The organism is Shimia sp. MIT1388 (assembly GCF_047124445.1).
Taxonomy (GTDB): Bacteria; Pseudomonadota; Alphaproteobacteria; order Rhodobacterales; family Rhodobacteraceae; genus Shimia.
In genome coordinates, this window is sequence record NZ_CP138921.1 from 3,256,567 (window position 1) to 3,281,906 (window position 25,340).

Consider the following 25,340-nt stretch of genomic DNA (forward strand, 5'->3'; position numbering starts at 1 on the left):
GCTTAGGCCTGCGGTGTAATTGCTATCAGGTGGTTGTCCCACTGCAGGGGGTGCTGTGCTAGCGTGTCCACCGCATCGCCAATCAAGCCGGTGCCCGTGGTGAAGAGGAAGTTTTGATCTGCGGGGCCAATGCCGCAAATATCTTCGGCCGGAAGATGGGCGAGCACACGGTCTGACTCGACATCAAAGACCTGCCAGAAACCACCGCGCGGTGATGTGATGGCAACTTTGTCCCCGTCGCCGGAAAAGGACACGCTGCCCGCATAGCCTTGCATGTCGAGGTGAAGTTTGCCGGGGATTCTGCGCAACCGATAGGGCGCACCGCGTCGGTGCAGGCCAAGCAGCGGTGGAGATTGGTTTCTGGCGCCCTGCCATTGCATCGCGAAGGCCACCAAACCATCCGCGCGGACCGCGAGGTGGCGGATCGAGTTTTTGTGCAGGCTAGCAGTCAGATCGACCCGTTCCTGGATTTCGCCTGCCAAGCTGACATAGCTGAGATTGGGTTGCATCACCGGGATGTTGAGCTTGCTGCGGCCCATGTCAGGGTGGGTCTCGATGCCGCCGTTGGCAACGACCAGGGTCTCCTCATCTGGCAAGAGTTTGAGGTCATGCGGGCCAACGCCACCAGAGGAAAACTCGCCAGTGCGGGTGTAGTTCTGGGTCACGTCCCAGAGGCCAATGACGCCCTCGCCAGCTTCATAGTTATTCTCGGACGTGAAAAGCGTGGTCCCGTCGGCAGAGAAGGCGCCGTGGCCGTAGAAGTGGCGGCCTTCCGGCGCGGTGATGGTTTTTAGGACCGCACCGTCGCGGCAATCCATGACCAAGGCGAAGGTGCCTGGGCGGCGGGCGAAGGCAACGGCTTCGGCGCGATCGGGATGGGCGGCGGCGGCGTGGCCACGGGCGGGCAAAGGGATGGTGAAGGTGATCTCGCCGGTCGTGGTGAGACCTGCGAGCAGATAGGTGCCGTCAGGGGCGCGGGCGGCGGAGAGATAGTCCGGCGTGCCCACGCTGCTCCACCCCGCGCTGGGCAGGAGGCTGGTGGCGGCAAGGCCCGCGAGCATGCAGCGCCGGGTGACCATCAGTCGCCGTCCAGCGCGTTGAAGCCTGCGGTGACATCTAGGGCTGGGCCCAGTTCTTGCAACACGATGTCGCGGATGTTGCCGATGTATTGTTGCAGGATCTCAACGCGTAGTCGGCCCTGGATTTCGGAAACACCGGCAAAGGCTGGGTCAGCTTCAAGTTCGGTGGCGTGGCCGAGGGCAAGCGAAAAGGCAGCGGTGAGGTTTTTGGCGGGTGCCGAGGTTTGCGCCGCAAGCAGGGCGGCAAGCTGCTCCAATGCGTTCAGAGAGACGGTGATGTTTTGCAGGCTGCGTTCTGAGCGGCGGGCTTCGGCGCGCAAAGGGCGGGGTTTGTCGAATGTGCCAAGCGGGCGGCCTAGGCGGGCGTCGGCGTTGAACTGCAGGCCGGTATCGAGTGTCTTGAAGAGTTCGGCCACGGCGGCGAGGTCCGTGGTGTAGGGGCCGTCGTCTGACGGGGTGCGCATGAGATCGGCGTAGCTGGTTTGCCAATCCGCCAGAATGGCGTTGGCGTTGCGGTCAATATCATTGGTGACGGCTTGGATCAGCGTGCAGCGGTAGGCATCGCTGCCCAAGGTCTGGATACGCTCGTCATAGAGCAGGAACTCCAGCGCAAAGAAGCCGTGGGCGGCGATGGAAACTTCGGCGAAGGCGTCGGCATCCGATACAGCAGGGTCTTCGGTGGTGATCAGCCTGGAGAGGGCTTTGGGGGTGAAGCCTTTGGTGTCGGGCCAGAAGGCGAGGGAGAAAGCACGTTCCTCCTCTTCGGTGGGGCCAAAGCGCAGGTGGCTGACCGCCATCCAGGCGTCAAAGCCCTCGTGATAGGCGGCGCGCAGGGCGGCGGAGTCGCTGGCGCAGTCCTCTGCGGCGGTGTTTTTCAGGGTGCCGGTGCCCTCTGTCAGGGTAGTGAACCCTGGCAAGATATGCTGGTCGATGGCTGTGTCCACCAGCGCAGCTGGGTCCAGCGCCCATGCGGGTTGCGCGAGCAGGAGTGAGGTGGTCAGGGCAAGCAGGCGCATGGTCAAAGGCTTTCGATAAATCGGATGAGAGCGGCGCGGTCGGCAGGCGGCATGGCGACCACGGTGTCACGGGCGGATTGCGCTTCACCGCCATGCCAGAGAATGGCTTCGAGGATGTTGCGCGCTCGGCCGTCGTGCAGGAATTGCGTGTGGCCAGAAACCTGACCGGTGAGGCCGATGCCCCAGAGCGGTGGCGTGCGCCATTCGTGGCCGGTGGCGCGCCCTTCGGGGCGGTTGTCGGCCAACTCTGGCCCCATGTCGTGCAGCAGCATGTCGGTGTAAGGCCAGATCAGCTGAAAGCTTTGGGCGGGTTGGTCTTCGAGCCGGTGGGTCACAAAGGACGGCGTGTGGCAGGAGGCGCAGCCAGTGGTGTGGAAGACTTCCTTGCCGCGCAGCACCTCGGGATCGTCCACGTCGCGGCGGGCGGGCACGGCGAGGTTGGCGCTGTAGAAAGTCACAAGGTCGAGGCCGATCTCATCGACCTCAAAAACACGCACGTCGCCGTCGCCGTGTGGGCTGTTGATGCAGTCGACCTGTGCCGGAGTGCAATCGCCGTGACCTGCTTCAAACAGCGGCGTGGAGATGCCGATGTCAGCAGCAAAGGCGGCGGCGGATTGCTGGCGCAGGGTTGGCGCGCCAGCCTTGAGGCCAAACCGGCCTAGCATCGGACGTTGATATTCGACGGACCATGTGATGTTTGCCCGGCCGGAGATGCCGTCGCCGTTTGCGTCGTCTGGATCAGCATTTGCGAGGATGTCACCGGCCGGGATTGCGTCCAACAGACCGAGGCCAATCATTTGCGGCGCCACGCGCGGGCTGAGCATCACGTCGGGGTGCAGGGGGCCATAGCCAAGGTCTTGCAGGGCATACGATGGGCGGCGCAGAGTGGCGGTCTCGCCGCCGGACAGCTCGACGTCGAACTCTTCGAAAGAGACTTCGATTCGGGCTTCGGCAGGGTGGCCGGGCAGGCTGAAATCTTGAATTTGGGAGCCGTAGGTTGGCTCTGGCCGCGTGGCGAGGAAGTCTTCGATCTCGTAAATCTGATCGGCTTGTTGACCCGGGATGGCGAGTTTGATCGCCAGAGACAGAGCGTCATCGGCAGGGCCATCTGGCGCGTGGCCACGTCCGGATTTCTGGTGGCAACCTAGGCAATTGCGTGCGTTGTAGAGCGGGCCAAGACCGTCAGAGGCCAGTGTTGAACTGGGCGCGGAGACCCAGAGCTTGTCAAACATCGCTTCGCCTAAGCGGAAGGTCAGACCATCGTCTTTGCTCAGGTTTGCGCTGGGTTGTTTGAAGGCCAAAGCGTCCTTGCGCACCGGTACGGTGGTGGCACCGCCGGGACGGGATTCAAACTTTTGCGGTTTTGAGAAATCGGTGGGCGCGGCGGTCACGCCTTGGATGCGTTTGGTCTCGGCGTCGGTTCGGGGCACCACATTGAGGTGACGGTCATCGAGAGCGTGCACCGATGTGGCGGCGAGGAAAGCGCAGAAGACCGTGGCTGAGGAATTTCGCATGGCTGGCCTTGGAAAGGAAAAAGGGGCAGCGGGATAGCCGCCCCTTTGAAGTCTTAGTGGTCTGTGACCTTATTATTGGAACACAGCGTTTGGGTTGTCGAGGCTGTCGGAGCCTTCAAACGCCAGCTGGTCCAGGCCCAGTGCTTTTACTGCTGCTTCGATAGATTTGGTCTGATCTACCAGACCGTCTACGCCACCCATGACCAGCGCTTCGCCAGCGGCATTGCCACGCTCCAGCATTTGGTCGTAGGAGAAGCCTGCTTCGGCGGCGGTTTTGATACGGCCGAGGGACATCATGGTGGTGGAGAGTTTGCCTTTCAGCTCTGCGTCCAGATCGGCGTTCACTTCTGCCACGAGATCAGACACGGAAGGGCCAGACACCAGGGAGCCGTCCACACGCACGTATTCGCCAAGGTACACGTTCTGGATGCCCAGACCGTCGTAGTAGTGGCTGTTGTGGGTGTTGTCGGAGAAGCAATCATGCTCTTCTTCCGGGTCGTTCAGCAGCAGGCCAAGGCGCATACGCTCACCCGCTTGCTCACCGTAAGACAGGGAGCCCATGCCGGTCAGGATGGCCACGAGGCCAGCGTCTGCGTTGGCAGTTACGGTGGCGCGGGCTTCGCCGTCTGCGGCCCATTGTGCGGCCATGAATTCCAGATCGGAGACCAGCAGGTCGGTTGCGGCTTTCAGGTAGGCGCCACGACGGTCACAGTTGTCACCGGTGCAGGCGTCGCCCGCTGCGAAGTCGGTCCAAGGACGGTCACCCGCGCCGTGGTTGTGGCCGTTTTTGTCCTGGCCCCAGAGCAGGAACTCGATGGCGTGGTAGCCGGTGGCCACGTTAGCCTCAACGCCGTCTGCTTCGTGCAGGCTTTCCAGCAGGGCCGGGGTGATTTCTGCGGCATCAATGGTTTCGCCGGAGATTTCGAAAGACGCGTTGGCGATCACGTTCAGAGCGGCCAGCGGGTTTTCGTCAGACGGGCCACCGTAGGCAGCGTCCACATAGTCGATCAGACCCTCGTCCAGAGGCCATGCGTTCACTTTGCCTTCCCAGTCATCCACAGCAGCGTTGCCAAAGCGGTACACTTCGGTCTGCTGGTATGGCACGCGGGAGGCCAGCCATGCGCCTTGGGCGTTGTGCAGCGCTTCGGCGGAGGGGTTTTCGATCAGCGCGTTTACAGCTGCTTGCAGCGTTTTGGCGGTGGTCAGGCTGTCTTCGTATTTGGCGGCGGCGATGTCGGCGTAGTTGGCAACAACATCAGCTTTGTTGGCGGCAAATGCAGGCGCGGTCAGTGCGAGCACAGCCGCGGAAGTGGTCAAAAAGTGACGAGTCATGGAATCCATTCCCTGTTAGCGAATTTGCGCCATAACTGACTAGTTTTGTCGACTACGTCAATCCTTATTAATTTTGTATGTTTTTGAGTGCGGCAGAATGTCCCGCACTCAAATATGCATGCAAAACACAGCTTATTCCTCGTCAAGCAGGTGTTCATAGCGGGCGTCCGTCAGGGTTTTGAGGAAGGCGACAATAGCGTCGATGCGCTGGTCATCTAGGGCAGGACCATGGGTAAGTTCCTCAAAGGCCAGTGTCGCTGGTACGGCTGGCATGCGGAAGGTTTCGCCGGTTTCCGGGTTGGTGCGGCGCTTCACGTCAGTGGTGTTGAACTGATTATAAAACAGCACCACGGTGCGCAGGTCTTCAAACACGCCGTTGTGCATGTATGGGCCCGTGACGGCCACGTTGCGCAGGGTTGGGGTTTTGAATTTGCCGCGCAGGGTTGGGTTCTTCTCCATGTCCGGATGCGCGGCGAGGCCAACATCGACGGTGCCACGGGGTACACCGTTCATCTCGCGTAGCGCCAGATTCTCCGGCACACCGATGTTGTGGTATTCGTAGTTGGTAAAGGTTTCCTGCGGGTCCAATTGGCTTTGGCCAAGCTGGTGGCAGAGGTTGCAGTTGGTAAATTGCTCGGAGAAGAAAAGGACCCGGCCCAAGTCTTCTTCGCGGGTCAATTCGACCTCTCCACGCAGGAAACGGTCATATTTACTGTCAAATGGCGCAAAAGCGTCGGTGCGCTCAAATGCGGCGATGGCGTCGGTCATGGCGGCATACCCTGTTTGCGGGTCGTTCAAAACGTCGCCGTCAAACAGCGCCGGGAAGGCTTGAGTGTAGACCGGATCTTCAAGCAGGCGGGCGACAACGGCGGCTTCGTCTGCCATACTCATCTCGATGGGATTCAGTGGCGGGCCGCCTGCCTGATCTTCCAACCGATTGGCGCGACCATCCCAGAACTGACCGCCCGCCCAAATGCCGTCGGCGTTTTTATGAAACTCCGGGGTGAAGCTGGCGTAGGCGGCGCTGGGCGCGTTGCGATCGCCAAGCGAGTGACCGTCATCGCCAATCGAGGCCATGCCGCGTGGATCGGCAAAGCCATTTTCCGGATCGTGGCAGGTGGCACAGGATTGCGTGCGGTTGGCCGACAGGTTCACGTCAAAGAACAGGCGTTCTCCGAGGGCTTCTAGGGTGGTGGGGACGTCTTCCGCCAAAGCTGGCGAGGAGGCGAGCACACATGCAATGGCGAGAGAGCGATACATTTGGGTGTCTCATTTCTGACTTCTTTTGTCAGCTTTGCGCCTGTTTGTGGAAATGGTCAACGGACACTGTTGACGCACCCAACAAAAAAGCCCCCGGCAGTGCGAGGGCTTTTGTTTGATTTTGGGTAGGATCAGCGGTCGCGGAATTGCGCTTCGCGTTTTTCCATGAAGGCTGCCATGCCTTCTTTTTGATCTTCGGTCGCAAACAGCGAGTGGAAGGCGCGGCGTTCAAACAGGAGGCCTTCGCGCAAGGAGCTTTCAAAGCTGCGGTTCACAGCTTCTTTAGCGGTGCGTGCTGCGATCAGGGATTTCTCCGCGATCTTCTGTGCTGCGCCCATGGTTTCTTCCATCAGCTTTTTCGGAGGCACAACGCGGGACACAAGGCCGGAGCGCTCTGCTTCTGCGGCGTCCATGAAGCGGCCGGTGAGGTTCATGTCCATGGATTTGGACTTGCCTACGGCGCGGGTCAGGCGCTGGCTGCCGCCGATGCCGGCGATCACGCCGAGATTGATCTCTGGCTGGCCAAACTTCGCGGTCTCAGAGGCGATGATGAAGTCACAGGCCATGGCGAGCTCGCAACCACCGCCGAGGGCGTAGCCGGAGACGGCCGCGATGACGGGCTTGCGGATTTCCTGGATGCGGTCGCCAAACTCGGCAAACAAGTTTGAGAGGTTCACGTCTGCGAAACTCATCGAAGACATCTCTTTGATGTCCGCGCCCGCAGCGAAGGCTTTCTCAGAGCCGGTGATCACGATGCAGCGCACTTTGTCGTTGGCATCCGCGCTTTCCAGAGCTTCCTGCAGTTCGCCGATCAGCTGTTGGCTGAGCGCGTTCAGGGCGTCCGGGCGGTTGAGTTTGATAAGGGCGACGTGGTCTTCGATTTCGACGATGATCGTCTCAAAAGCCATGAGTAATGCTTTCATTGTTCCGGTCAGGAGTGATTGATTATCATTTGATACATATGGATCAAGCTATCTTTGGCATTGCGCGCAGTAGAAAGACGAGCGCCCAGATTGGGTGATTCGGCTTATTTTGCTAGTGCAATCGGGGGTTTTGCAGGGTTCGCCCTCCCGTCCATAGACGTCAAAACTGTGTTGAAAATACCCCAGTTCGCCGTCAGCTTGGCGAAAGTCACGCAACGAACTTCCCCCGGCTTCGATGGCCTCCTGTAGCACTTGGCGGATGATGGGCACAAGACTGTGTACGCGGGACTGCGAGATGGCCCCAGCTTTGCGTTTTGGCGCTATCCCTGCGCGAAAAAGGGCTTCGCAGACATAGATGTTGCCCAAGCCCGCAACGATGCGCTGATCCAGCAGGGCTGATTTGATCGGTGTGTTTTTCCCGGCGAGTCGCTCGGCCAGATAGGATTCGTGAAAATCGTTGCCCAGAGGTTCCGGCCCAAGTTTGGCAATCAGCGGGTGGGTTTCGGTGTTGTCCGAAGGCAGAAGGTCCATCGCCCCAAAGCGGCGCGGGTCGTTGAAGGTGATGCGCGCGCCGTTGTCCATGTCAAAGACCACGTGGTCGTGTTTCTCAGATTGCGGATGGTCATGGGCAAATTGTCCCAGGGGATCGCCGGAGACGGTCATGCGGCCGGACATGCCAAGGTGAATGAGCAGCGACTCGTTGGTGTCGAGATCCGCCAGGATGTATTTGGAGCGACGGCGCAACTGCGTGACCCTCGCGCCAGTAAGACGTTCAGCCATGCGCTCAGGCAAAGGCCAGCGCAGGTCAGGACGGTTGACTTGCGCGCGGGCAATGGTGGCGCCCTCCATGGCCGGTTGCAGGCCGCGGCGCACGGTTTCGACTTCGGGCAGTTCGGGCATTTGTGCTCCTAAAGATCAACTTGGCAAAGAATGCGCAAAGACTTGCAGGATACGCAAGCGGGGGTGATGTGGTTTGCATTTGTCGGGTGCCAAATCAGCGCATTGTACCTGTTTGGACGGCCCTATATGAATGTGGCAACCAAGAGGATTTCGCATCATGGCGGACAGCAAAAACACCACCCATTTCGGCTTTGAAACCGTGCCGGAAAGCGAAAAGGCCGGGCGCGTTCAGGGCGTGTTTGGGTCGGTTGCCAGCAAATACGACATTATGAATGACGTGATGTCGATGGGCATCCACCGCATCTGGAAAGATGCGATGATGGATTGGTTGGCACCACGTCCGGGGCAGAAGTTACTCGATGTGGCTGGCGGCACCGGCGATGTGTCGTTCAAGTTTCTGAAGCGGGCCGGTCATGGTCATGCGACTGTCTGCGATCTGACTGAGCCGATGTTGGTCGAAGGCCGCAAACGGGCCGAAGCGGACCATATGGCGGAGAGCCTTGATTGGGTTGTGGGTGATGCGATGGCGTTGCCGTTTGAGGACAATACCTTTGACGTCTACACAATCAGCTTTGGCATCCGGAACGTGACCCGTCCGCAGGAAGCGTTGAATGAAGCGTTTCGGGTGTTGCGTCCTGGTGGGCGCTTGATGGTGCTGGAATTCAGCCAAATCCCCAACGACATGATGCAGAAGGTCTATGACCTCTATTCTTTCAACATCATTCCGCAGATGGGCAAGGTGATCGCCAATGATCGCGACAGCTATCAGTATTTGGTGGAAAGCATCCGTAAGTTCCCGGACCAAGACACGTTCCTGGACATGGTGAAAGCTGCTGGGTTTGAGAATGCCAAGTATCGCAATCTGACAATGGGCATTGCCGCGCTGCACTCGGGTTGGAAGCTGTGAGAGGGCCGCACAATATTATCCGACTGATCCGCACCGGCGCCACGTTGGAACGGACTGGCGCGATGAAAGTGGTGATGGATGCCTTTGAGGCGCCGACCCTAGTGCGCGTTGTGTTGCGCGGGCTAGTCTGGCCGTTTCAGTGGCTGGGCTATAAGGGCGATCCAGATGCACCAGCCTTGCCACGGGCTTTGACGGCTTTGGGGCCTGCTTACATCAAATTTGGTCAGGTGTTGTCGACCCGACCGGATGTGGTGGGCGGCGATTTGGCTGGTGAGTTGCGGGTTCTGCAGGACAAGCTGCCGCCGTTTGATATTGCCACCGCCAAGGCAGAGGTCGAATCCGAGTTGGGTCAGCCTGTGGATGAGGTTTTCTCCGAGTTTTCCGAGCCGGTGGCCGCGGCGTCGATTGCGCAGGTGCATCGGGCGCGGTTGCGGGAGACCGGTGAAGAGGTTGCAGTGAAAATCCTTCGGCCCGGGATTGAGAAGGCGTTTCGCAAAGACATTGACGCTTTCTATTTTGCGGCCAACACCATTGAGTTCCTGTCACCCGGCTCGCGCCGGTTGCGGCCGCGAGATGTGATTGAGCATTTTGACCGTGGTGTGACCTCAGAACTGGACCTCCGTCTTGAGAGTGCAAATGCCAGTGAATATGCGGCCAATTCGGCGGAGGATCCTGGGTATCAGGTGCCCACCGTTCAATGGGAGCATTCCGCACGCCGGGTGATGACGCTGGGCTGGGCGGAAGGCACCCCTATTGGCGACAACGACGCATTGGATGCCGCCGGGCATGATCGTCATGCGCTTGGCAGCCGCATTTTGGAACTGTTTTTGAACCATGCGTTGCGCGACGGGTATTTCCATGCGGACATGCATCAGGGCAACATGAAGGTCGCCGCCAACGGCGACATCATTGTCTATGACTTTGGAATCATGGGCTACATCGACGAGTACACCCGCCGGGTCTATGCGGAAATTCTCTATGGCTTCATTCAGCGGGACTACAAACGCGTGGCCGAGGTGCATTTTGAGGCGGGTTATGTGCCGGCGGATCAAGATGTCGACGAGTTTGCACGCGCCTTGCGGGCTGTGGGGGAGCCAATTTTTGGCATGGATGCCACGCGCATCTCGATGGGACGGCTTTTGAACTACCTGTTTGAGGTCACCGAGCGTTTTGGCATGGCAACCCGCACCGAGTTGATCCTGTTGCAGCGCACCATGGTGGTGGTCGAAGGCGTGGCGCGGTCGCTCGATCCGCGTGTAAACATCTGGGATGTGGCGAAGCCTGTGGTGTCGGACTACATCAAAGAGAGCATCGGGCCGCGCGCCGTACTGAGCGACTTGGCAAAGACAGCGCGGGTGCTGTCGCGCTTTGGGCCTCGGTTGCCTGCGATGGTGGAGGCAGCGTTGATTGCGCAGTCCGAGGACAAGGTTGAGCCGTCGCGCCCAGTGTGGCCCTGGATGATTTCCGGCATTGGGCTTGGGGTGTTTGGTACTGTGGCGACCTTGGCCTTTGGTCTCGCGCTCTGGCACTAAGGCAATCATCGCGGGACATGAAAAAGGCGCCCAGTGGGCGCCTTTCTTTTTGAGGGCAAGGCCTCGAATTTCGTGCCGTCTTAGAGCAGACCTGCGTGCGCCATGGCGGCGTCGATCTGCGCCTTGGTGGCGTCGGTCAGACCGGTCAGTGGCAGGCGGACTTCTTCGTTGCACATGCCAAGGCGGGACATGGCGTATTTGGCGCCAACCAGACCAGGTTCCACAAAGATGGCTTCGTGCAGTGGCATCAGCTTGTCCTGATACTCCAGCGCTTTGGCATAGTCGCCTGCAAGCGTGGCGGCCTGGAACTCGGCACAGAGTTTTGGCGCGACGTTTGCCGTCACAGAGATGCAGCCCACACCGCCGTGCGCATTGAAGCCCAGTGCCGTGGCGTCTTCGCCAGACAGTTGGATGAAGTCAGCGCCGCAGGTGGCACGCTGCTGGCTTGGGCGGGCCAGATCGCCGGTGGCGTCTTTCACGCCGACAATGCGTGGCAGCTTGGCCAGTTCACCCATGGTTTCCGGTGTCATGTCGACGACGGACCGGCCCGGGATGTTGTAGATGATGATCGGCAGCTCGCAGCAGTCATGCACAGCGGTGAAGTGTGCGATCAGACCGCGTTGGGTTGGCTTGTTGTAGTAGGGCGTCACCACGAGGATGCCGTCGGCGCCCACTTTCTCGGCGTGTTGGGCAAAGCGGATGGCTTCCAATGTGTTGTTTGAGCCTGCTCCTGCGATCACTGGCACGCGACCGGCGGAGGCTTTGACAACCTCTTCGACAACGGTTTCGTGCTCTTCGTGGCTCAGCGTTGGACTTTCACCGGTGGTGCCAACAGGCACAAAGCCATTGGTGCCTTCACCAATGTGCCACTCGACGATCTTCTTGAGCGTTTCCAAATCCAGCTCGCCGTTCGTAAACGGCGTGATGAGTGCGGGGTAGGACCCTTTGAACATGGCACGCTCCTTTTTATGCGTAGCTGGGCGGAATTGCCCATTTTGGTAAATCGCGCGGACCCTAGCGGGAAGTTGCCCACTTGCCAAGATTGTGAGTTGAGGCCTTCGGGTGCGCGGCGTATCGTGCGGGTTCTATCCTGTCTGGCATAGGAAAATGCAAGCCATGTTGCGTCTTTTTCTGACTCTGTTTGTGGCCTTGCTGGTCGCTGTTCCCGCAAATGCGCAGTTTCGCGATGAGTTGCGCGCTGCGATGACCTCGATCCGCGCCAAGGATTGGGACGGTGCCGCCAAGGCAGTGCGCGAAACCGATCAGGTGACCCGTGACATTGTAGAGTGGCACCGATTGCGCGCGGGCGAAGGATCGGCAGATCAGGTGTTGGCGTTTCTGGATCGGCGCGGGGATTGGCCGGGGTTGCCCTATTTGCGTAAGCAGTCGGAAGCGGCGTTTGACGACGTGAGCGATGAAATGGCGCTGTCGTTTTTTGTGCACGGTCCAGCGCAGACTGCCGAAGGGGCGCTGGCGCAGGCCAAGGTTCTGACGCAGGCAGGCGAGGATGGTGCGGCGCAGGCCACGATTGTGGAAGCCTGGCGCACCATGGCGATGAACAGCACCACCAAGGCGGACTATCTGGCGCGTTATGGGGATTTGTTAAAGCCACATCACACGGCGCGGCTGGATGCGATGCTGTGGAAGAATTGGACCTCCAATTCTGAGGCGATGTACGCCCATGTACCAGAAGGCTGGGTGGCTTTGGCCAAAGCGCGGCTTGGGTTGCGGGCGATGGCAAAAGGGGTCGACGGCTTGATCGCGGCGGTGCCGGACAGTCTGCAGGATGATCCGGGGCTGGCGCATGAGCGCTTTGTCTGGCGGCACAAGAAAGACCGCAACGACAGCGCCATTGAGTTGATCCTGGCGCGCAGCAAAGCGGGCACGTTGGGGGAGCCTGAGGAATGGGCCCCACGACGCCGGTCGTTGGTGCGCAATCAGATGCGGGCGGGGAACCACAAAACCGCCTATGCCTTGGCTGCGACACACAAGCTGACGCCAGAGGCGGGCTATGCCTATTCCGATTGTGAGTGGCTGGCGGGGTATTTGGCTTTGCGGTTTCTGGACCGCCCTGAAGAGGCTGCCGCGCATTTCTTGAATTTTGCCCAGTCGGTGGAAACGCCAATTTCGCTGGGGCGCGCAGGCTATTGGCTGGGCCGTGCCTATGAGGCGATGGGCGACAAGACCACCGCGCAACAGGCTTATGTCGCTGGCGGTGCGCATCAGACCAGTTTTTATGGGCTACTCGCGGCGGAAAAGGCGGGGATCGCGCATGATCCGGCCTTGTCTGGCCAAGAGCGGTTCCCGGATTGGCAGAAGGCCAGTTGGACCACGTCGAGTGTGCATAAAGCGGCGCGGGCTTTGTTGGCAGCGGGCGAGTTGAGCCTAGCGGAGCGGTTTTGGGTGCATTTGAGCGAGACGCAGGATCGCACGGGGCTGGGCCAATTAGGCCAGATGGCGCTGGACCTTGGGCAGCCGCACATTGGGGTCATGCTGGGCAAACAGATGGTGCGCATGGGTGTGACCCTGCCGGGGCCGTATTATCCGCTGCATCCCTTGGTGGATCAGAAACTGCCTGTGGCGGACGAGCTGTCTTTGGCCATTGCGCGGCGGGAGAGCGAGTTTGATCCGGTGGTGGTGAGCCATGCAGGCGCGCGCGGGTTGATGCAGTTGATGCCGGGCACCGCTCGGGATGTGTCTGCGGAGATTGGGGAGGTTTATGTGCTGGGCAACCTGACCTCCGATCCGGGATATAACGCGCGGTTGGGCAGCGCCTATCTGGCCGGGTTGGCGGAACAGTTTGACGGCAACATCATCATGATTTCGGCGGCTTACAATGCTGGTCCGAGTCGCCCTGAGCGATGGATGGCGAGCAATGGCGATCCGCGTGGCGGATCGGTTGAGGCGATGATTGACTGGATCGAGATGATCCCGTTTAACGAAACCCGCAACTATGTGATGCGGGTGTCCGAGAGCCTGCCGGTCTATCGTGCGCGGCTGGGCAAAGACCCACATCCGGTGTCGTTTGGTCAGGAGATCACGGGCGGCACCATCAAGGTTCGCTAAGGCCTCAGGCGGACTGGCGTTCCCGCCACCATGTGAACAGCCCTGCGGCCAGCACAATGCCTGCGCCAATAGCTACGTTAAGGCGCAGGGTTTCGCCAAACGCGGCCATGCCAAGCGCGGCCGCAAAAGGCAGTTGCAGGTAGGCAAAGGGCTGCACGGCGCTGGCCTCGGCCACTTCATAGGTGCGGATCAAGAGCCAGTGGCCAAAGACGCCGGTGCAGCAGAGCGTGCCCATCCAAATCCAGTCGCGGCCCGAAATGGGTTCCCAGAAAAACACGCCAATGGCGGTCATGACGATGCAGCCAATCACGCCGGTGTAGAAAAAGCTGGTCTGACCAGTGTCACCGCGGGCGACGTAGCGGGTCATTAGCCCGTAGACGGCAAACATCAGTGCGCCAACAAGCGGCACAATGGCGGCGGGGCTGAAGACGCCGGAGCCGGGTTGCAGGATGATCAGCACACCAACCGCGCCTACGCCAATGGCAGCCCAGCGGCGCCAGCCAACGCGCTCGCCCAAAACGGGGCCGGAGAGCGCTGCGATGATCAGCGGGTAGCAGATGAAAATGGCGTGGCTTTCGGTGAGACCCAGAAGGGTGAAAGCCACCACGGTCACACAGATTTCCAGCGCCAACAGCGCGCCGCGTCCGATTTGTAGCAGCGGGAATTTGGTGCGCGCGACGGCTTTGATGCCGCCAGGTTGGCGGGAAGACAGTACGATGACAAACAGCGCAAAAAACCAGTAGCGGATCATCACAACGAGGTAGGTGTTGTACTCGCTTGCCAAGTGGCGGGAGATGCCATCTTGCAGCGCAAACACCAATGTGGTGAGCGACATCAACATGATGCCGAGGCGATTGTTGGGTTGCGTCATGGGGCGGGTTTTTCACATTGGGTCATGTGGCGCTTGCGGCCAAAGCCCGGAGTGCGGGTGACGATAAAACCTGCAGCCTCGAGGCTGCGGCGCACAAACCCTGCAGCTGTGTAGGTTGCGGCGGTGCCACCCGCTTTGGTGTGGGCACCCACTTGTGCCATCAGGTCGGCGTCCCAGAGTTCGGGGTTCTTGGCGGGGGAAAACCCGTCGAGAAACCAAGCGTCAGCCTCAAAGTTTTGCGCTTTAAGGGTCTCACGTGCGTCGCCATTCACCACGCGGGCGTGGATGCCGTGGAGCGTGGCAAGGGTTGGGTCTTGTGCGTAAGCCGTGACCAAGCGTGTGGCGTAGGCGCTTAGTTCCGGAAATGCTGCCAAGGCTTTTTCTATTTCCTTGGCGCTCATCGGGAAGGCTTCAAAGGATGTGAATGACAGCGGTGTGGTCTGGCCGCTCTCCTCCCAAGCCTTCCAGGCCGTCAGCAGGTTGAGGCCGGTGCCAAAGCCAAGCTCGGCAATGTGAAAGCCGGGGGCAAAGCGGGCGGGCAGTTGGTTGCCGTCCAGAAACACGTGGCGTGTTTCGGCCAGCCCGTTGTCGAGGCTGAAATACGGGTCATCAAACCGGGTGGACACCGGGATGACGTTGTCTCGCCAATCGAGATCCGCGTGCTGGTCGCTCATGTCGCTTTGCCTTATGGAGGTGACGGCGCATTTGACCACAAATGAAGGGATTGGCAATGGTGGACGTGACCGTGATGGGAGCCGGAGCTTTTGGGCTTTCCGTGGCCTGGGCTTGTGCCAAACGTGGGGCGAAGGTGCGGGTGATTGATCCCGGTGGCGTGGGCGCGGGCAGCAGCGGCGGATTGGTTGGCGCTTTGGCACCGCATACGCCGGAAAACTGGAACGTGAAGAAGGCGTTTCAGTTTGAGAGTCTGATCATGGCAGAAGATTGGTGGGCCGAAGTCGAGGCGACCGGCGGCGTGAGCGCAGGCTACGGACGCACGGGGCGCATTCAGCCGGTGAAAGATGCGCGCGCTTTGGAACTGGCACAGGCACGGGCGGAAAGCGCAAAAGAGCTTTGGCAAGGCAAGGCGCAGTGGCAAGTTGTGGCGCGGGATACCCTTGGCGATTGGGCGCCAGAAAGCCCAACAGGGTGGCTGATCCACGATACCTTGAGTGGTCGCATGTTCCCCCGGCGCGCCTGTGCAGCACTGGCGGCTGCGTTGCGCGCCAAGGATTGCGAAATTGTTGAGGAAGGCGAGCAGCGTGGAAAGGTGGTCTGGGCCACGGGGTGGCAAGGCTTGCTGGCGCTGTCTGAAGACATGGGAAAACCGGTGGGCAATGGCGTGAAGGGGCAGGCGGCGTTGCTGCGTCTGGATCGATCCACCGCGCCGCAGCTCTTTGCCGATGCCGTGCACATTGTCCCGCATGCCGATGGCACCGTGGCGATTGGCTCTACCAGCGAGCGGGAGTTTGACGATCCAACCAGTACGGATGGCCAATTGGATGATGTTTTGGCACGTGCCTATGCGGCGGTGCCTGCCTTGAAAGATGCGGAAGTCATTGAGCGCTGGGCAGGCGTACGCCCACGTGCCAAAAGTCGCGCTCCGATGTTGGGAGCGCACCCAACCAAGGACGGCGCCTACATTGCCAACGGCGGGTTTAAGATTGGCTTCGGCATGGGACCAAAGGCTGGCGAAGTGATGGCTGATTTGGTGCTGGAAGGTCGGGACGAAATACCGGAGGCGTTCCGTCCAGAAGCCTCGCTTTAGGTGTTGGCGGACGCTTGCGCGACGTCGGCTTTGAGCGCATCCATTAGAGTTGTCACCGAGGCCGCATAACGCTCGCTCACAAACTGGCCGTTTTCGTCAAAAGCGTTGCCGCTGTCGGCAATGCCCACTTCTGGCGCCAGGGTGATGCGCGGGCGAAAAGCCACAAGACAGCTGCGCAGCATGGTCTGTGCGCGCACGCCCCCGGCGCGACCAGCAGCAGCGCTCATCAAGGCGGTGGGCTTGCCCACCATGGGTTTTTCAGAATGGCGGCTGATCCAATCGAGCGCGTTTTTCAGCACGCCGGTGACCGCGCCGTTGTATTCAGGGGTGGAGATCAGCACCGCATCAGCCTCGGCAATCTGTTGCACCAACAGTTTCACTTCTTCGGGAATGCCGCTGTTGCTTTCGAGATCGCCGTCATAGAGCGGGAGGTTCAGATTGGCCTCAACATAGCGGTCCGCGCCGTAAAGCCGGGCAGCTTCGCGCAGCAGTTTGCTGTTGGTGGAGTCTGCGCGCAGTGCGCCAGAAATTCCGAGCAGTGTGTGAGGCATAGACCAATCTCCTTGTTCGCGTGCCCATTACGTAAGGAAAAAGGCGCCGCAATCAAGCGACGCCTTTCAAACAGTGGTTGTGCGATTCTGCGTTGCCTTAAGCAGCGGTGGGCAGGATCACAATTTCCACACGACGGTTCTGGCGGCGGCCGTCTTCGTCGAGGTTGGAGGCAATTGGTTGATCCTCGCCCCGGCCAATGGTGTCGATCCGGCTGACCGGTACACCATTGGTGAGTAGCACGTCGGCCACCGCGTTGGCGCGACGTTCAGACAGGGTCTGGTTGTGGCTGGCGGAGCCGGTGTTGTCTGTGTGGCCCAAGATTTGCACGGTGCTGTCCGGGTATTTCTCCAGGCTGGTCGCAACCTTGGCCAAATCGTCTTGCAGACCCGCGTTGACGGAATAGCTGTCGACGTCAAACAGGATGTCCTGCGGCAGCGTCAGGATCAGTCGGTCACCGGTATTTTCGATGCGCACGTCGTCATCCAGCTGGGCGCGCAGCTCGGCCTCTTGCTTGTCCAACACGTTGCCGATGATGGCCCCGGCCCCCGCGCCAAGGGCGGCACCCATCAACGCGTCGCCATCGGTGACCGCGGCGATGCCTGCACCAGCCAGAGCGCCAATCAGAGCGCCGTTCTTGGTTTTGCGATATTGGTCCCGGTCCTCGCCAGAACCAGCCACATAAGCGGGATCGGTACAGGCCGTCAGGCCCAGCAAAGCGACAGCGCTTAGGGAAAGGGGAAGTGTCTTCATCTCGTTGCCTCAGGTATAGATCGCCGTTTGTCGGCTTTTGCGGCTTGTATACTTGGTTTTGCGGGTTGCCCCAAGCAAAGAGACGTGTGGTATCGGCAAATTGATGCCGAATATGCGTTCAGGCTTCTGCGCGGGCGGACTCATAGGCCAGCAGCGCGCGTTTCACTGGCAGGCCCCAGTGGTAGCCGCCCAACCCGCCGGACTTGCGCATGGCGCGGTGGCAGGGGATCAGCCAACTGACAGGGTTGCGTCCTACAGCTGTACCGACAGCGCGCACGGCGCGGGGATTTCCAATGCTGCGGGCGATCTCCGCATAGGTGGTGACCTCGCCTGATGGAATGCGCATAAGGGCTTCCCAAACTTTGATCTGCAGCGCGGAGCCGATCATATAGACTGGCACTTTGTCATGGTCGGCCTGCTCCGCTTGATAGGCGGCCAGCACCCAGGGACGCAGAAACATCGGGTCTTCGACAAAATTGGCGTTGGGCCAGCGGGAGAAGAGATCTTCCATGGTGGCCTCAGCCCCAGTTTCGGCGGCGAAGCCAATGCCGCAGATGCCTTTTTCTGTGCCTGTGACCAGCGAGAGGCCAAACGGGCTGTCAAACCAGCCCCAATAGATGGTCAGCCCGTCGCCGCGTTTGGCGAAGTCCCCGGGGCTCATGGCTTCCCAGCGCAGAAAGAGGTCATGCAGGCGACCGGAGCCAGAAAGACCAACAGAGTTGGCGGTGTCCAAAGTGGTGAAGTGGTCGTGCAGCAGAACCTTGGCGTGGCCCAAGGTGAGATATTGTTGGAACCGTTTGGGGGACACACCTGCCCAGCGGGTGAACAGTCGTTGGAAGTGCGCCGGGCTCATGCCCATGGCCTTGGACAGGTCGTCCAGCGACATGTTTTCACCGCCCTGATCGATCAACTCAATCGCACGGCGCATGACGTTGTAGTGATAGCCTTCGGTCATGTCATTCATCGGTCGCACTCCTGTCTTGAGCGTATCCTAAATGGCGGGTGGGGGTGCGGCGACCCGAAAATTGCGCAAAGGGCGCCCCTTGACTTCGTGAAGAAATGAGACATCTATGTCTCATGTTGAAAAAATCAGAAGCCAAAATCATAGAGGCGGGGTTCTCCGTCTTCTCCGCAAATCCCACAGCCACATTGGCGGATGTCGCCAAAGAAGCGGGTGTGGGGCGTGCGACATTGCACCGGCATTACGCCGGGCGTGAGGACCTGATGGCCGCGTTGGCCATTGTGGCCATGCAGGAACTGGATGACGCCATTGAGGCGGCCACCAAGGACTCGCCCAGCTATACCGAAGCGCTGCGCCAGAGTTTGGAGGCGATCATTCCGCTGGCCGACCGGCAGATGTTTCTGGCCAATGAACCGCTGGACCATGTGCCAGAGGTGCTCGCGGCCTACACCCAGCAACTGGAGGAAACCGCAGAGGCCGTTGAGGCGGCGAAGGAAGAAGGTGGTTTTGACGCTGATGTACCAACAGCTTGGATCGTCCAAGCGATTGAAACGCTGACCTATGCCGCCTGGACCGTGGTGCGGGATGGCGATGCAACGCCTGAGGAGGCCGCGGCGTTGGCTTGGCGTACTTTGCAGTCGGGTTTGACGGGAGGCGCAAAATGATACCGGAGCAGTTTATCGGATTGGCCGAGCAGGTGGACGAGGTGTTCTTCCTGATCGGGGTGGCGATCTTAGTGATCGAGATTGCAGAAGCCTGGTTCAAAGGGTCTTTGAAGGGCAAAACCTGGCTTGAGATGCTGGCAAGTGCGTCGACACAGGTGCCCTATCTGTTGCTGGAAGCGACGATGATGACGGCGCTCTATTTTGGGCTCTATGTCTTTAGCGAAACCGTGGTGAGCTGGCATTTGCCAACCACAATGCCGTGGATTGTGCTCGCTGTGTTGATTGCAGATCTGACCTACTATTGGGAGCATCGGATTGCCCATCGGGTGCGGCTCCTTTGGACGCAACACGCGGTGCATCACTCCAGCAGGGACTACAATATTGTGACGGCGGTGCGTTTTGGTCCGCTGGAAAGTCTGTGGTCCTTCATTGCGCATATTCCCATGATCTTGGTTGGTTTCAGTCCGGACGTGGTTCTGGGATCGGTGATCCTTGTGCAGGCCTATCAGACTTGGTTGCACACCGAGTTGATCGGCAAGTTGGGGCCGCTGGAGTGGGTGTTGAACACGCCGAGTCATCACCGTGTGCACCATGGGTGTGACAACAAGTATCTGGATAAAAACTACGGTGGCATCCTGATTATCTGGGACCGGTTTTTTGGCAGCTTTCAGGTGGAAGAGGAGCGTCCGCGCTATGGGCTGACCACTGATTTTGACAGCCAGAATCCGGTCAAAGTCTGGTTTTCTGAACTGCCCGGACTGTGGCGCGATATCAAGCGCGCCAAGACCGGACGGGAGCTGTGGGGGCGGCTGTTTGGACCGCCAGGCTGGAAACCGTAAATCCATTGAAACGAGGGGGCGGGTTGCGAAGACCCGCCCCCGTCACCTATGTAGCGCGCAACCGATGTTGAAACGCGCAATTTTGAGATCCCATCCATGAGCCTACGCGACAAAATCGGGGCGTTTATCGACCGCCCTGCCTTTCGCAACGCCATCCTCGGCGTGATCCTGTTCAATGCCATCATCCTTGGCATGGAAACCTCCAAGCCGTTGATGGATACGATTGGGCCGCTGTTGATCACGCTCGATGCCCTGTGTCTGGCGATCTTTGTGGGGGAAATCCTCGCCAAGCTTTACGTGCAGCGTGGCAACTTCTTCCGCGACGGCTGGAACCTGTTTGATTTCATCATTGTGGGCGTGGCTCTGGTGCCGGCCGCCCAAGGTCTATCGGTGCTGCGGGCCTTGCGGATCCTGCGCCTGTTGCGGGTGGTGTCGGTGGCGCCTTCACTGCGTCGCGTGATCGAAGGGCTGCTCAACGCCTTGCCCGGCATGGGCTCCGTGTTTCTGCTGATGGCGTTGATCTTTTACATTGGCGCGGTGATGGCGACGAAACTGTTTGGCGCCGCCTTCCCGGCTTGGTTTGGCACCCTTGGCAAATCCGGCTATTCGCTGTTCCAAATCATGACGCTGGAAAGCTGGTCCATGGGCATCGTGCGTCCGGTGATGGAGGTCTACCCCTACGCCTGGATGTTCTTTGTGCCGTTCATCCTGCTGACCACCTTTGTGGTACTCAACCTTGTTGTCGGTCTGGTGGTGAATTCCATGCAGGACGCGCACCATGTGGAAGCGGAGGCGGAGACTGGCAACTACCGCGACGAAGTGCTGAGCCGCCTCGATAAGCTGGAAGAGATGCTAAAGGCGCAGAGCAAAGGCTAGAGCGCTGCTGGCAGCGGGACACAAAAAAGCCGCCAAGGGTGGGACCTCCGGCGGCTTTTGTTTCGAACAGGTGGCGCGTCAGACCTTGAGATTGCGGGCCGAGTCCTTGATGGCGTCGTATTGGCCAGACGGGCGGAAGCGCCACAGGTAGTCGGCCATGATCGCCTCCGGTGCGAGCGGTTTGATGCCAAGCGCGTCAAAGCCTTGGGCATCGTCGCTGACCACGTTGTCTTTCTTAAGCAGCTTGAGCTGGTCTTTGGTGATCACCGAGTTGTGGAAAAGGCCAAAGGTCAGGGTTTGCAGCAGGCCAAAACTGAAAGCCATCAGGCCACCAACAAAGAACGGCAGATTTGCAATTAGCTTGCGGCGGTGGATCACTTTCAGCATCTCAGACACCCAGCCACGCAGGCTGTCGACTTCCGGGCCACCCAGCTCATAGGTGCCAGACGCCTCGCCTTTGATGCCCATAACTGCGGCTTGGGCCACGTCATCCACATAGACCGGCTGGAACTTGGTTTCACCGCCCACCAGCGGCAGCACCGGGCCGAGGCGCGACATAGATGCGAAGCGGTTGAAGAACTCGTCGTCCTGACCAAAGATCACCGAGGGGCGCAGGATCATGGCGTTGGGCATGTGTTGCAGTACGCCCTCTTCGCCCTGGGCTTTGGATTGGGCGTATTCACTGTCGCTGTCCTTGTCGGCGCCGATGGCGGAGATGTGCACCATGGTTTCGACACCTTCGGCGGCGGCAATCCGGGCGATGCGCTCGGCCCCTTCGTGCTGCACGGCGTCAAAGGTGTTTTTGCCGCGGTCCGACAAAACACCCACACAGTTCACCACGGCGTCTGAGCCTTGCATGACCGCTTGTACAGAGGCGTCATCTCGAACGTTGCAGAAAACCGGCTCCACTTGACCCACCGAACCGTAAGGCTTCACGAACATTGCTTCGTTGGGGCGGCGCACCGCGACCCGCACAAGCCAGCCTTCTTTTGCCATGCGGCGGGCGATGTGACGTCCGACAAAGCCGGAACCGCCAAAGATGGTGACAAGTTTGGACATGGGTTGCCTCCAAGGTAGACCAGTTAGGGATGGGATAGCGCCGACAGCGTTTCAGAACAAGTTCCAAAGCTGGGGCCGCGACAAGAAACCCCTGTGAATTTTGCCATTTTTGAGGGGGCTTAAGAAGGTCCGGATAGGCGGATGTGAGAAAAAACAAAAAAGGTTCTAGAATCGCGTTGACACCCCCCTCAGCTAGGCTTAAACGCCTGTCTCACCAACCCGTGCCCAGATGGCGGAATTGGTAGACGCGCTAGCTTCAGGTGCTAGTGTCCGTATGGACGTGGAGGTTCGAGTCCTCTTCTGGGCACCAATTTTCTTCCAAAATTGGTAACTTGTTTGTCGCACCGGCGAGATGCTTTTGCGCGGCTTTTTGCGTTTTGGTTGGCTTCTCTTTTTGTAGTCTTCAAAACAACACATGGCCCACCGGTTGGCGGGCCATGCGGGCGTTCTAGCGTTTTCAGCCTTAGTCTTTGTCGAGCGGCTTGTAGACAACGGCGTCGATTTCGACTTTGGCGTCGACCATGATCTGGGAGCGCACGGTGGAGCGTGCTGGGCCGCCGTTGGGGAAGTAGCTGGCGTACACGCGGTTGAAGGTCCAGAAGTCACGCGGATCGTCGAGCCAGACGCCCACTTTGGCGATGTCTTCCAGGGTGCAGTCGGCCAGTTCCAGCGCCTTGATCAGGTTTTCCATGGTGCGGCGTGTTTGGCTTTCGATGCCGCCGTCTTCGATCTCGCCGTTTTCTTTCATGGCTACCTGGCCGGAGATGAAGACAAAATCGCCTGCACGTACGGCTGGGGCAAATGGCAGGGGTTGTCCGCCTGCACCGGTGCGGTCATCGCCGAGACGTTCGATTTTTTTGCTGCTCATGTCTGAGAGTCCTTGTGTTTGGTTAACTGAGAAAAGGGTTTGGGCGATGGTCACCAGACCTTGCCGCGCGCGGCAACGGGGTGTGCGCCCTGTGGGGTGTCGCCACGGATCAGCTGCACCTCGTCCATCATATTGGTCACCACGCAGGCGTGGTTGGGGATGATGCGCAGGCGGTCGCCGACGGAAAGGTTGACGGTGTCAGCGGTCAGGATGCCGTGCTCTTCGGCAAGGCCGGAGATTGTGATGTCTGGGCGGCCAATGACCTTGCCGTGTCCTTGCAGGCCAAGCAGATCGGAGGTCAGCACTTTGGAACCCGCGTCAATGATGGCACGGGAGTTGTTAGGCACGGAGACCACTGTGGCCAGGACCGTGAGGGCGCAGTCGTCTTCGGTGCAGACGCCATGGGCCACCAAGGAGCGGTCGTTGTAGATGTAGGTGCCAATCCGGTATTCGGTGGCAATGGGCACGTCATGGGCCAGCCACATGCCCGGGGAGCTGCCGATGGAGACCACCGGGACCATCAGGCCGGAGGCGGAGATGAGATCAATGGCTGTGGACAGCCAGGTTTGCACAGCGGCTTCCTGACCGACCGGGGGGTGGGTCATCAGGCCGCCAAAGGTCAAGCCGGATTTTGCGTCGATGTAAGCTGCGAGATCGGCAGCTTGTTCGGGGGTCATCACGCCACAACGCGCGCCGCCGGTGTCGCATTCGACCAGCACGGTCAGGGCCGTTTGAGCGTTGGCAAAGGTGTCTGACAACCCGTCCACTGTTGTCTTGCTGTCGGCCACAACGCTTAGGCGGACTGTGTCCGCAAGTGCGCGCAGGCGGGCCAGTTTTTCCGCGCCCAAAATGTTGTAAGTGATTAGGACATCCTCGACGCCTCCTTCCGAGATCATGGCCTCTGCTTCGCTGACTTTTTGGCAGCAGATCCCGACGGCGCCGGCTTCCAGTTGGCGTTTGGCCAGCAGGGGCAGCTTGTGGGTTTTGATATGCGGGCGCAGGTGCAACTTTTGATCGGCGCAGTAGGCTTGATAGCGGTCGATGTTGGCCTCGGCGATGTCGAGGTCGATCAGCACCGCAGGGGTGTCGATGGAGGGAAAACTCATGCCAGTTCCTCTTCATGCGGGGCCTCAACGATGGGCCACAACGGACGCGTTAGGCGGGTGTAAGGAGTCGTGGTTGGGTCGTTCGGGTAAGGCCCATTTACCGCTGCATAGAGAATGTCGGCAGCGATCGGGGCAAAGGCGCCGTGGAAGTGGTTGGTGGATTTCACTGCCACAACTTGCTTGGCCGAGACGTCGATCCCTAGGTTGGTGAAGAGGTCTGGCGAGAAGGTCTGCGCTCGGTTGGAATTGAGCACTACGTCGATGCCGTACACGTTGATTACGGCGCAATCGCCCAAAGGCACGATGGAATCGCCAAAGCTCTGAACCGCGTCGGTGGCGACTTTTTGCACGGTGACGGTGGCATCAATCGGAGCACCCGCGTGGGCGGAAGTTTTGCCGCCAAAACGCAGGTCGAGCTCTGCGCCTTCGCCAGCGGCGTGGCACAGGCGGACCGCCATGGGATCCCAGATGGTGCCAAGCGCCATATTGGCGACGTTCATGTCCAGTGCGGCTTGGAGCAGAATGGTGGAATCACCCGCCACACCGCCGCCGGGATTGTCCCAGACATCGGCGATGATCACCGGGCCTGTGCTTGCTGCAGTGGCTTGGGCAAGGGCGTCTTCGACAGTGAGGAACTCGGGTTTGGTGGTGCCCCGGAAGGAAAACAGCTCTAGGCCCAACTCGCGGGCGAGGGTGGCTCCGGCCGGTTTGTCACCGTTGCTGATCACAATGATCTTGGCGCCAAGATCTGGGGAGTCGCCCGCCATAAAACCGTGAATGGTGGAAATGGACAGGGCTGTGCCATCAGCCTCGAGCGCCATCATTTTGTCGACAAAGCCGCGCATCGGGTGGCGGCTGGTGGGCAGCACGTCCATCATGCGCACATCAAACACCGAGATTTGCGGGATGATCTCGCCACGGGCAGCGCTCAGGGTCAGGTCGACACAGGCTTCGCCGGTTTCGACAAAATCTGTGTGGGGAAATTCTTTGAACACCGTGATGATGTCGGCGTTTTTCACGCGCTTGTCGCTGAGGTGGCTGTGGGGATCAAAGGTCACGCCAATGGTGACCGCAGGGCCAACAACCTCGCGCACAGCTTCGATCAGGGTGCCTTCGCAATCCACGCAGCCATCGGCAATCATTGCGCCATGTAAGCCCAGGACAACAGCTTCCACCGGAAGGGCGGCCTTCAATTGGTCCAGCACCTCTTTGCGCAGGCGTTCCCAGGTGCGGGCGTTCACCAGGCCGCCGGGTTCAGCCCAGGTGGCGGTGCCTTCGATCAGCTCCACCTCACCCGCTTTGGCGCGCTTGCGTAGGGCCGGAAAGACCGCGCTGCAGAGGGTGGGCGTTTCAGGATGCTCTCCGGGCGGGGCATAAAAGCTCTGTGCAAAATCAGCAAAATCGGTGCGCAACGGCGAAAAAGTGTTGGTTTCGGTGGCAACCGAAGCACAGAAAACCCGCATGGTTTGGTCCTTTGTTTAACAAGGCGGGCAAGCATC

Annotated in this window: 24 protein-coding genes and 1 tRNA gene; 8 read left to right on the forward strand and 17 right to left on the reverse strand. The window is 59.7% G+C overall.

Features of this window, described 5'->3' with window-relative positions:
- Positions 1 to 2: 2 nt before the first annotated feature.
- The 7 genes from SIB92_RS16110 to mutM form a co-directional block, all read right to left on the reverse strand.
- Positions 3 to 1,079: a DUF1513 domain-containing protein gene (locus SIB92_RS16110; protein ID WP_412552999.1), complete on the reverse strand. Its 1,077-nt coding sequence runs from the start codon at positions 1,077 to 1,079 to the stop codon at positions 3 to 5.
- Positions 1,079 to 2,095: an imelysin family protein gene (locus SIB92_RS16115; protein ID WP_412553000.1), complete on the reverse strand. Its 1,017-nt coding sequence runs from the start codon at positions 2,093 to 2,095 to the stop codon at positions 1,079 to 1,081. Before SIB92_RS16115 ends, SIB92_RS16110 begins: the two co-directional genes overlap by 1 nt.
- Before the next feature lie 2 nt (positions 2,096 to 2,097).
- A complete protein-coding gene (locus tag SIB92_RS16120; protein ID WP_412553001.1) occupies positions 2,098 to 3,609 on the reverse strand; it encodes a di-heme oxidoredictase family protein in 1,512 nt (503 codons plus the stop codon).
- Positions 3,610 to 3,681: 72 nt separating this feature from the next.
- Positions 3,682 to 4,941, reverse strand: coding sequence for an imelysin family protein (locus SIB92_RS16125; RefSeq protein WP_412553002.1), 1,260 nt, complete (start codon positions 4,939 to 4,941; stop codon positions 3,682 to 3,684).
- Positions 4,942 to 5,073: 132 nt separating this feature from the next.
- Positions 5,074 to 6,201: a cytochrome-c peroxidase gene (locus tag SIB92_RS16130; protein ID WP_412553003.1), complete on the reverse strand. Its 1,128-nt coding sequence runs from the start codon at positions 6,199 to 6,201 to the stop codon at positions 5,074 to 5,076.
- A 131-nt stretch (positions 6,202 to 6,332) separates the two neighbouring features.
- Positions 6,333 to 7,109 (reverse strand): enoyl-CoA hydratase, encoded by a 777-nt coding sequence (locus SIB92_RS16135; RefSeq protein ID WP_412555854.1) that lies wholly within the window; start codon positions 7,107 to 7,109, stop codon positions 6,333 to 6,335.
- Positions 7,110 to 7,172: 63 nt separating this feature from the next.
- On the reverse strand, positions 7,173 to 8,024 hold the full coding sequence (mutM, locus tag SIB92_RS16140) for a bifunctional DNA-formamidopyrimidine glycosylase/DNA-(apurinic or apyrimidinic site) lyase (RefSeq protein ID WP_412553004.1): 852 nt from the start codon (positions 8,022 to 8,024) through the stop codon (positions 7,173 to 7,175).
- 157 nt (positions 8,025 to 8,181) lie between these two features.
- Here mutM and ubiE point away from each other — a divergent pair, with 157 nt between their 5' ends.
- Together ubiE and ubiB are read left to right on the forward strand one after the other, a co-directional pair.
- Positions 8,182 to 8,931: a bifunctional demethylmenaquinone methyltransferase/2-methoxy-6-polyprenyl-1,4-benzoquinol methylase UbiE gene (ubiE, locus tag SIB92_RS16145; RefSeq protein ID WP_412553005.1), complete on the forward strand. Its 750-nt coding sequence runs from the start codon at positions 8,182 to 8,184 to the stop codon at positions 8,929 to 8,931.
- A complete protein-coding gene (gene ubiB / locus SIB92_RS16150) occupies positions 8,928 to 10,463 on the forward strand; it encodes a 2-polyprenylphenol 6-hydroxylase (RefSeq protein WP_412555855.1) in 1,536 nt (511 codons plus the stop codon). The genes ubiE and ubiB overlap by 4 nt, the downstream gene beginning before the upstream one ends.
- An 80-nt stretch (positions 10,464 to 10,543) precedes the next feature.
- On the opposite strand, the gene dapA is transcribed toward ubiB, so the two are convergent.
- Entirely contained in the window at positions 10,544 to 11,416 is an 873-nt protein-coding gene (dapA, locus tag SIB92_RS16155) for a 4-hydroxy-tetrahydrodipicolinate synthase (RefSeq protein ID WP_412553006.1), read from the reverse strand.
- Positions 11,417 to 11,579: 163 nt separating this feature from the next.
- Here dapA and SIB92_RS16160 point away from each other — a divergent pair, with 163 nt between their 5' ends.
- Entirely contained in the window at positions 11,580 to 13,529 is a 1,950-nt protein-coding gene (locus tag SIB92_RS16160; RefSeq protein WP_412553007.1) for a transglycosylase SLT domain-containing protein, read from the forward strand.
- Between the two features lie 4 nt (positions 13,530 to 13,533).
- Here the strand turns inward: SIB92_RS16160 and SIB92_RS16165 are convergent, their stop codons facing one another.
- On the reverse strand, positions 13,534 to 14,400 hold the full coding sequence (locus SIB92_RS16165; protein ID WP_412553008.1) for a DMT family transporter: 867 nt from the start codon (positions 14,398 to 14,400) through the stop codon (positions 13,534 to 13,536).
- On the reverse strand, positions 14,397 to 15,074 hold the full coding sequence (gene mnmD / locus SIB92_RS16170) for a tRNA (5-methylaminomethyl-2-thiouridine)(34)-methyltransferase MnmD (protein ID WP_412553009.1): 678 nt from the start codon (positions 15,072 to 15,074) through the stop codon (positions 14,397 to 14,399). The genes SIB92_RS16165 and mnmD overlap by 4 nt, the downstream gene beginning before the upstream one ends.
- A 50-nt stretch (positions 15,075 to 15,124) precedes the next feature.
- Here mnmD and SIB92_RS16175 point away from each other — a divergent pair, with 50 nt between their 5' ends.
- The gene (locus SIB92_RS16175; RefSeq protein ID WP_412555856.1) at positions 15,125 to 16,165 is read left to right on the forward strand and encodes an NAD(P)/FAD-dependent oxidoreductase; all 1,041 of its coding nucleotides are present in this window, start codon (positions 15,125 to 15,127) and stop codon (positions 16,163 to 16,165) included.
- On the opposite strand, the gene SIB92_RS16180 is transcribed toward SIB92_RS16175, so the two are convergent.
- From SIB92_RS16180 to SIB92_RS16190, 3 genes are all read right to left on the reverse strand, one after another.
- A complete protein-coding gene (locus SIB92_RS16180; RefSeq protein WP_412553010.1) occupies positions 16,162 to 16,716 on the reverse strand; it encodes an NADPH-dependent FMN reductase in 555 nt (184 codons plus the stop codon). The two genes, SIB92_RS16175 and SIB92_RS16180, sit on opposite strands and share 4 nt — an antisense overlap.
- A 97-nt stretch (positions 16,717 to 16,813) precedes the next feature.
- Positions 16,814 to 17,467 (reverse strand): OmpA family protein, encoded by a 654-nt coding sequence (locus SIB92_RS16185; RefSeq protein WP_412553011.1) that lies wholly within the window; start codon positions 17,465 to 17,467, stop codon positions 16,814 to 16,816.
- Positions 17,468 to 17,585: 118 nt separating this feature from the next.
- Entirely contained in the window at positions 17,586 to 18,431 is an 846-nt protein-coding gene (locus tag SIB92_RS16190) for a methylated-DNA--[protein]-cysteine S-methyltransferase (protein WP_412553012.1), read from the reverse strand.
- Between the two features lie 113 nt (positions 18,432 to 18,544).
- On the opposite strand from SIB92_RS16190, the gene SIB92_RS16195 reads away from it, so the two are divergent.
- From SIB92_RS16195 to SIB92_RS16205, 3 genes are all read left to right on the forward strand, one after another.
- A complete protein-coding gene (locus SIB92_RS16195) occupies positions 18,545 to 19,093 on the forward strand; it encodes a TetR/AcrR family transcriptional regulator (RefSeq protein ID WP_412553013.1) in 549 nt (182 codons plus the stop codon).
- Positions 19,090 to 19,932: a sterol desaturase family protein gene (locus SIB92_RS16200; protein WP_412553014.1), complete on the forward strand. Its 843-nt coding sequence runs from the start codon at positions 19,090 to 19,092 to the stop codon at positions 19,930 to 19,932. Before SIB92_RS16195 ends, SIB92_RS16200 begins: the two co-directional genes overlap by 4 nt.
- 96 nt (positions 19,933 to 20,028) lie before the next feature.
- Positions 20,029 to 20,808, forward strand: a complete 780-nt coding sequence (locus SIB92_RS16205; RefSeq protein ID WP_412553015.1) for an ion transporter — start codon at positions 20,029 to 20,031, stop codon at positions 20,806 to 20,808.
- Positions 20,809 to 20,886: 78 nt separating this feature from the next.
- Here SIB92_RS16205 and SIB92_RS16210 read toward each other — a convergent pair whose 3' ends face one another.
- On the reverse strand, positions 20,887 to 21,867 hold the full coding sequence (locus SIB92_RS16210; RefSeq protein WP_412553016.1) for a complex I NDUFA9 subunit family protein: 981 nt from the start codon (positions 21,865 to 21,867) through the stop codon (positions 20,887 to 20,889).
- A gap of 223 nt (positions 21,868 to 22,090) precedes the next feature.
- Between SIB92_RS16210 and SIB92_RS16215 the strand changes: the two genes are divergently transcribed.
- Positions 22,091 to 22,177: transfer RNA gene (locus SIB92_RS16215), tRNA-Leu, on the forward strand.
- Positions 22,178 to 22,330: 153 nt separating this feature from the next.
- Here SIB92_RS16215 and SIB92_RS16220 read toward each other — a convergent pair.
- From SIB92_RS16220 to SIB92_RS16230, 3 genes are read right to left on the reverse strand one after another with little or no spacing between them, the layout of a single operon-like run.
- On the reverse strand, positions 22,331 to 22,735 hold the full coding sequence (locus SIB92_RS16220; RefSeq protein WP_168590843.1) for a RidA family protein: 405 nt from the start codon (positions 22,733 to 22,735) through the stop codon (positions 22,331 to 22,333).
- Positions 22,736 to 22,785: 50 nt separating this feature from the next.
- Entirely contained in the window at positions 22,786 to 23,841 is a 1,056-nt protein-coding gene (locus SIB92_RS16225; protein ID WP_412553017.1) for a D-TA family PLP-dependent enzyme, read from the reverse strand.
- Positions 23,838 to 25,304, reverse strand: a complete 1,467-nt coding sequence (locus SIB92_RS16230; protein WP_412553018.1) for a M81 family metallopeptidase — start codon at positions 25,302 to 25,304, stop codon at positions 23,838 to 23,840. The genes SIB92_RS16225 and SIB92_RS16230 overlap by 4 nt, the downstream gene beginning before the upstream one ends.
- Positions 25,305 to 25,340 lie beyond the last annotated feature (36 nt).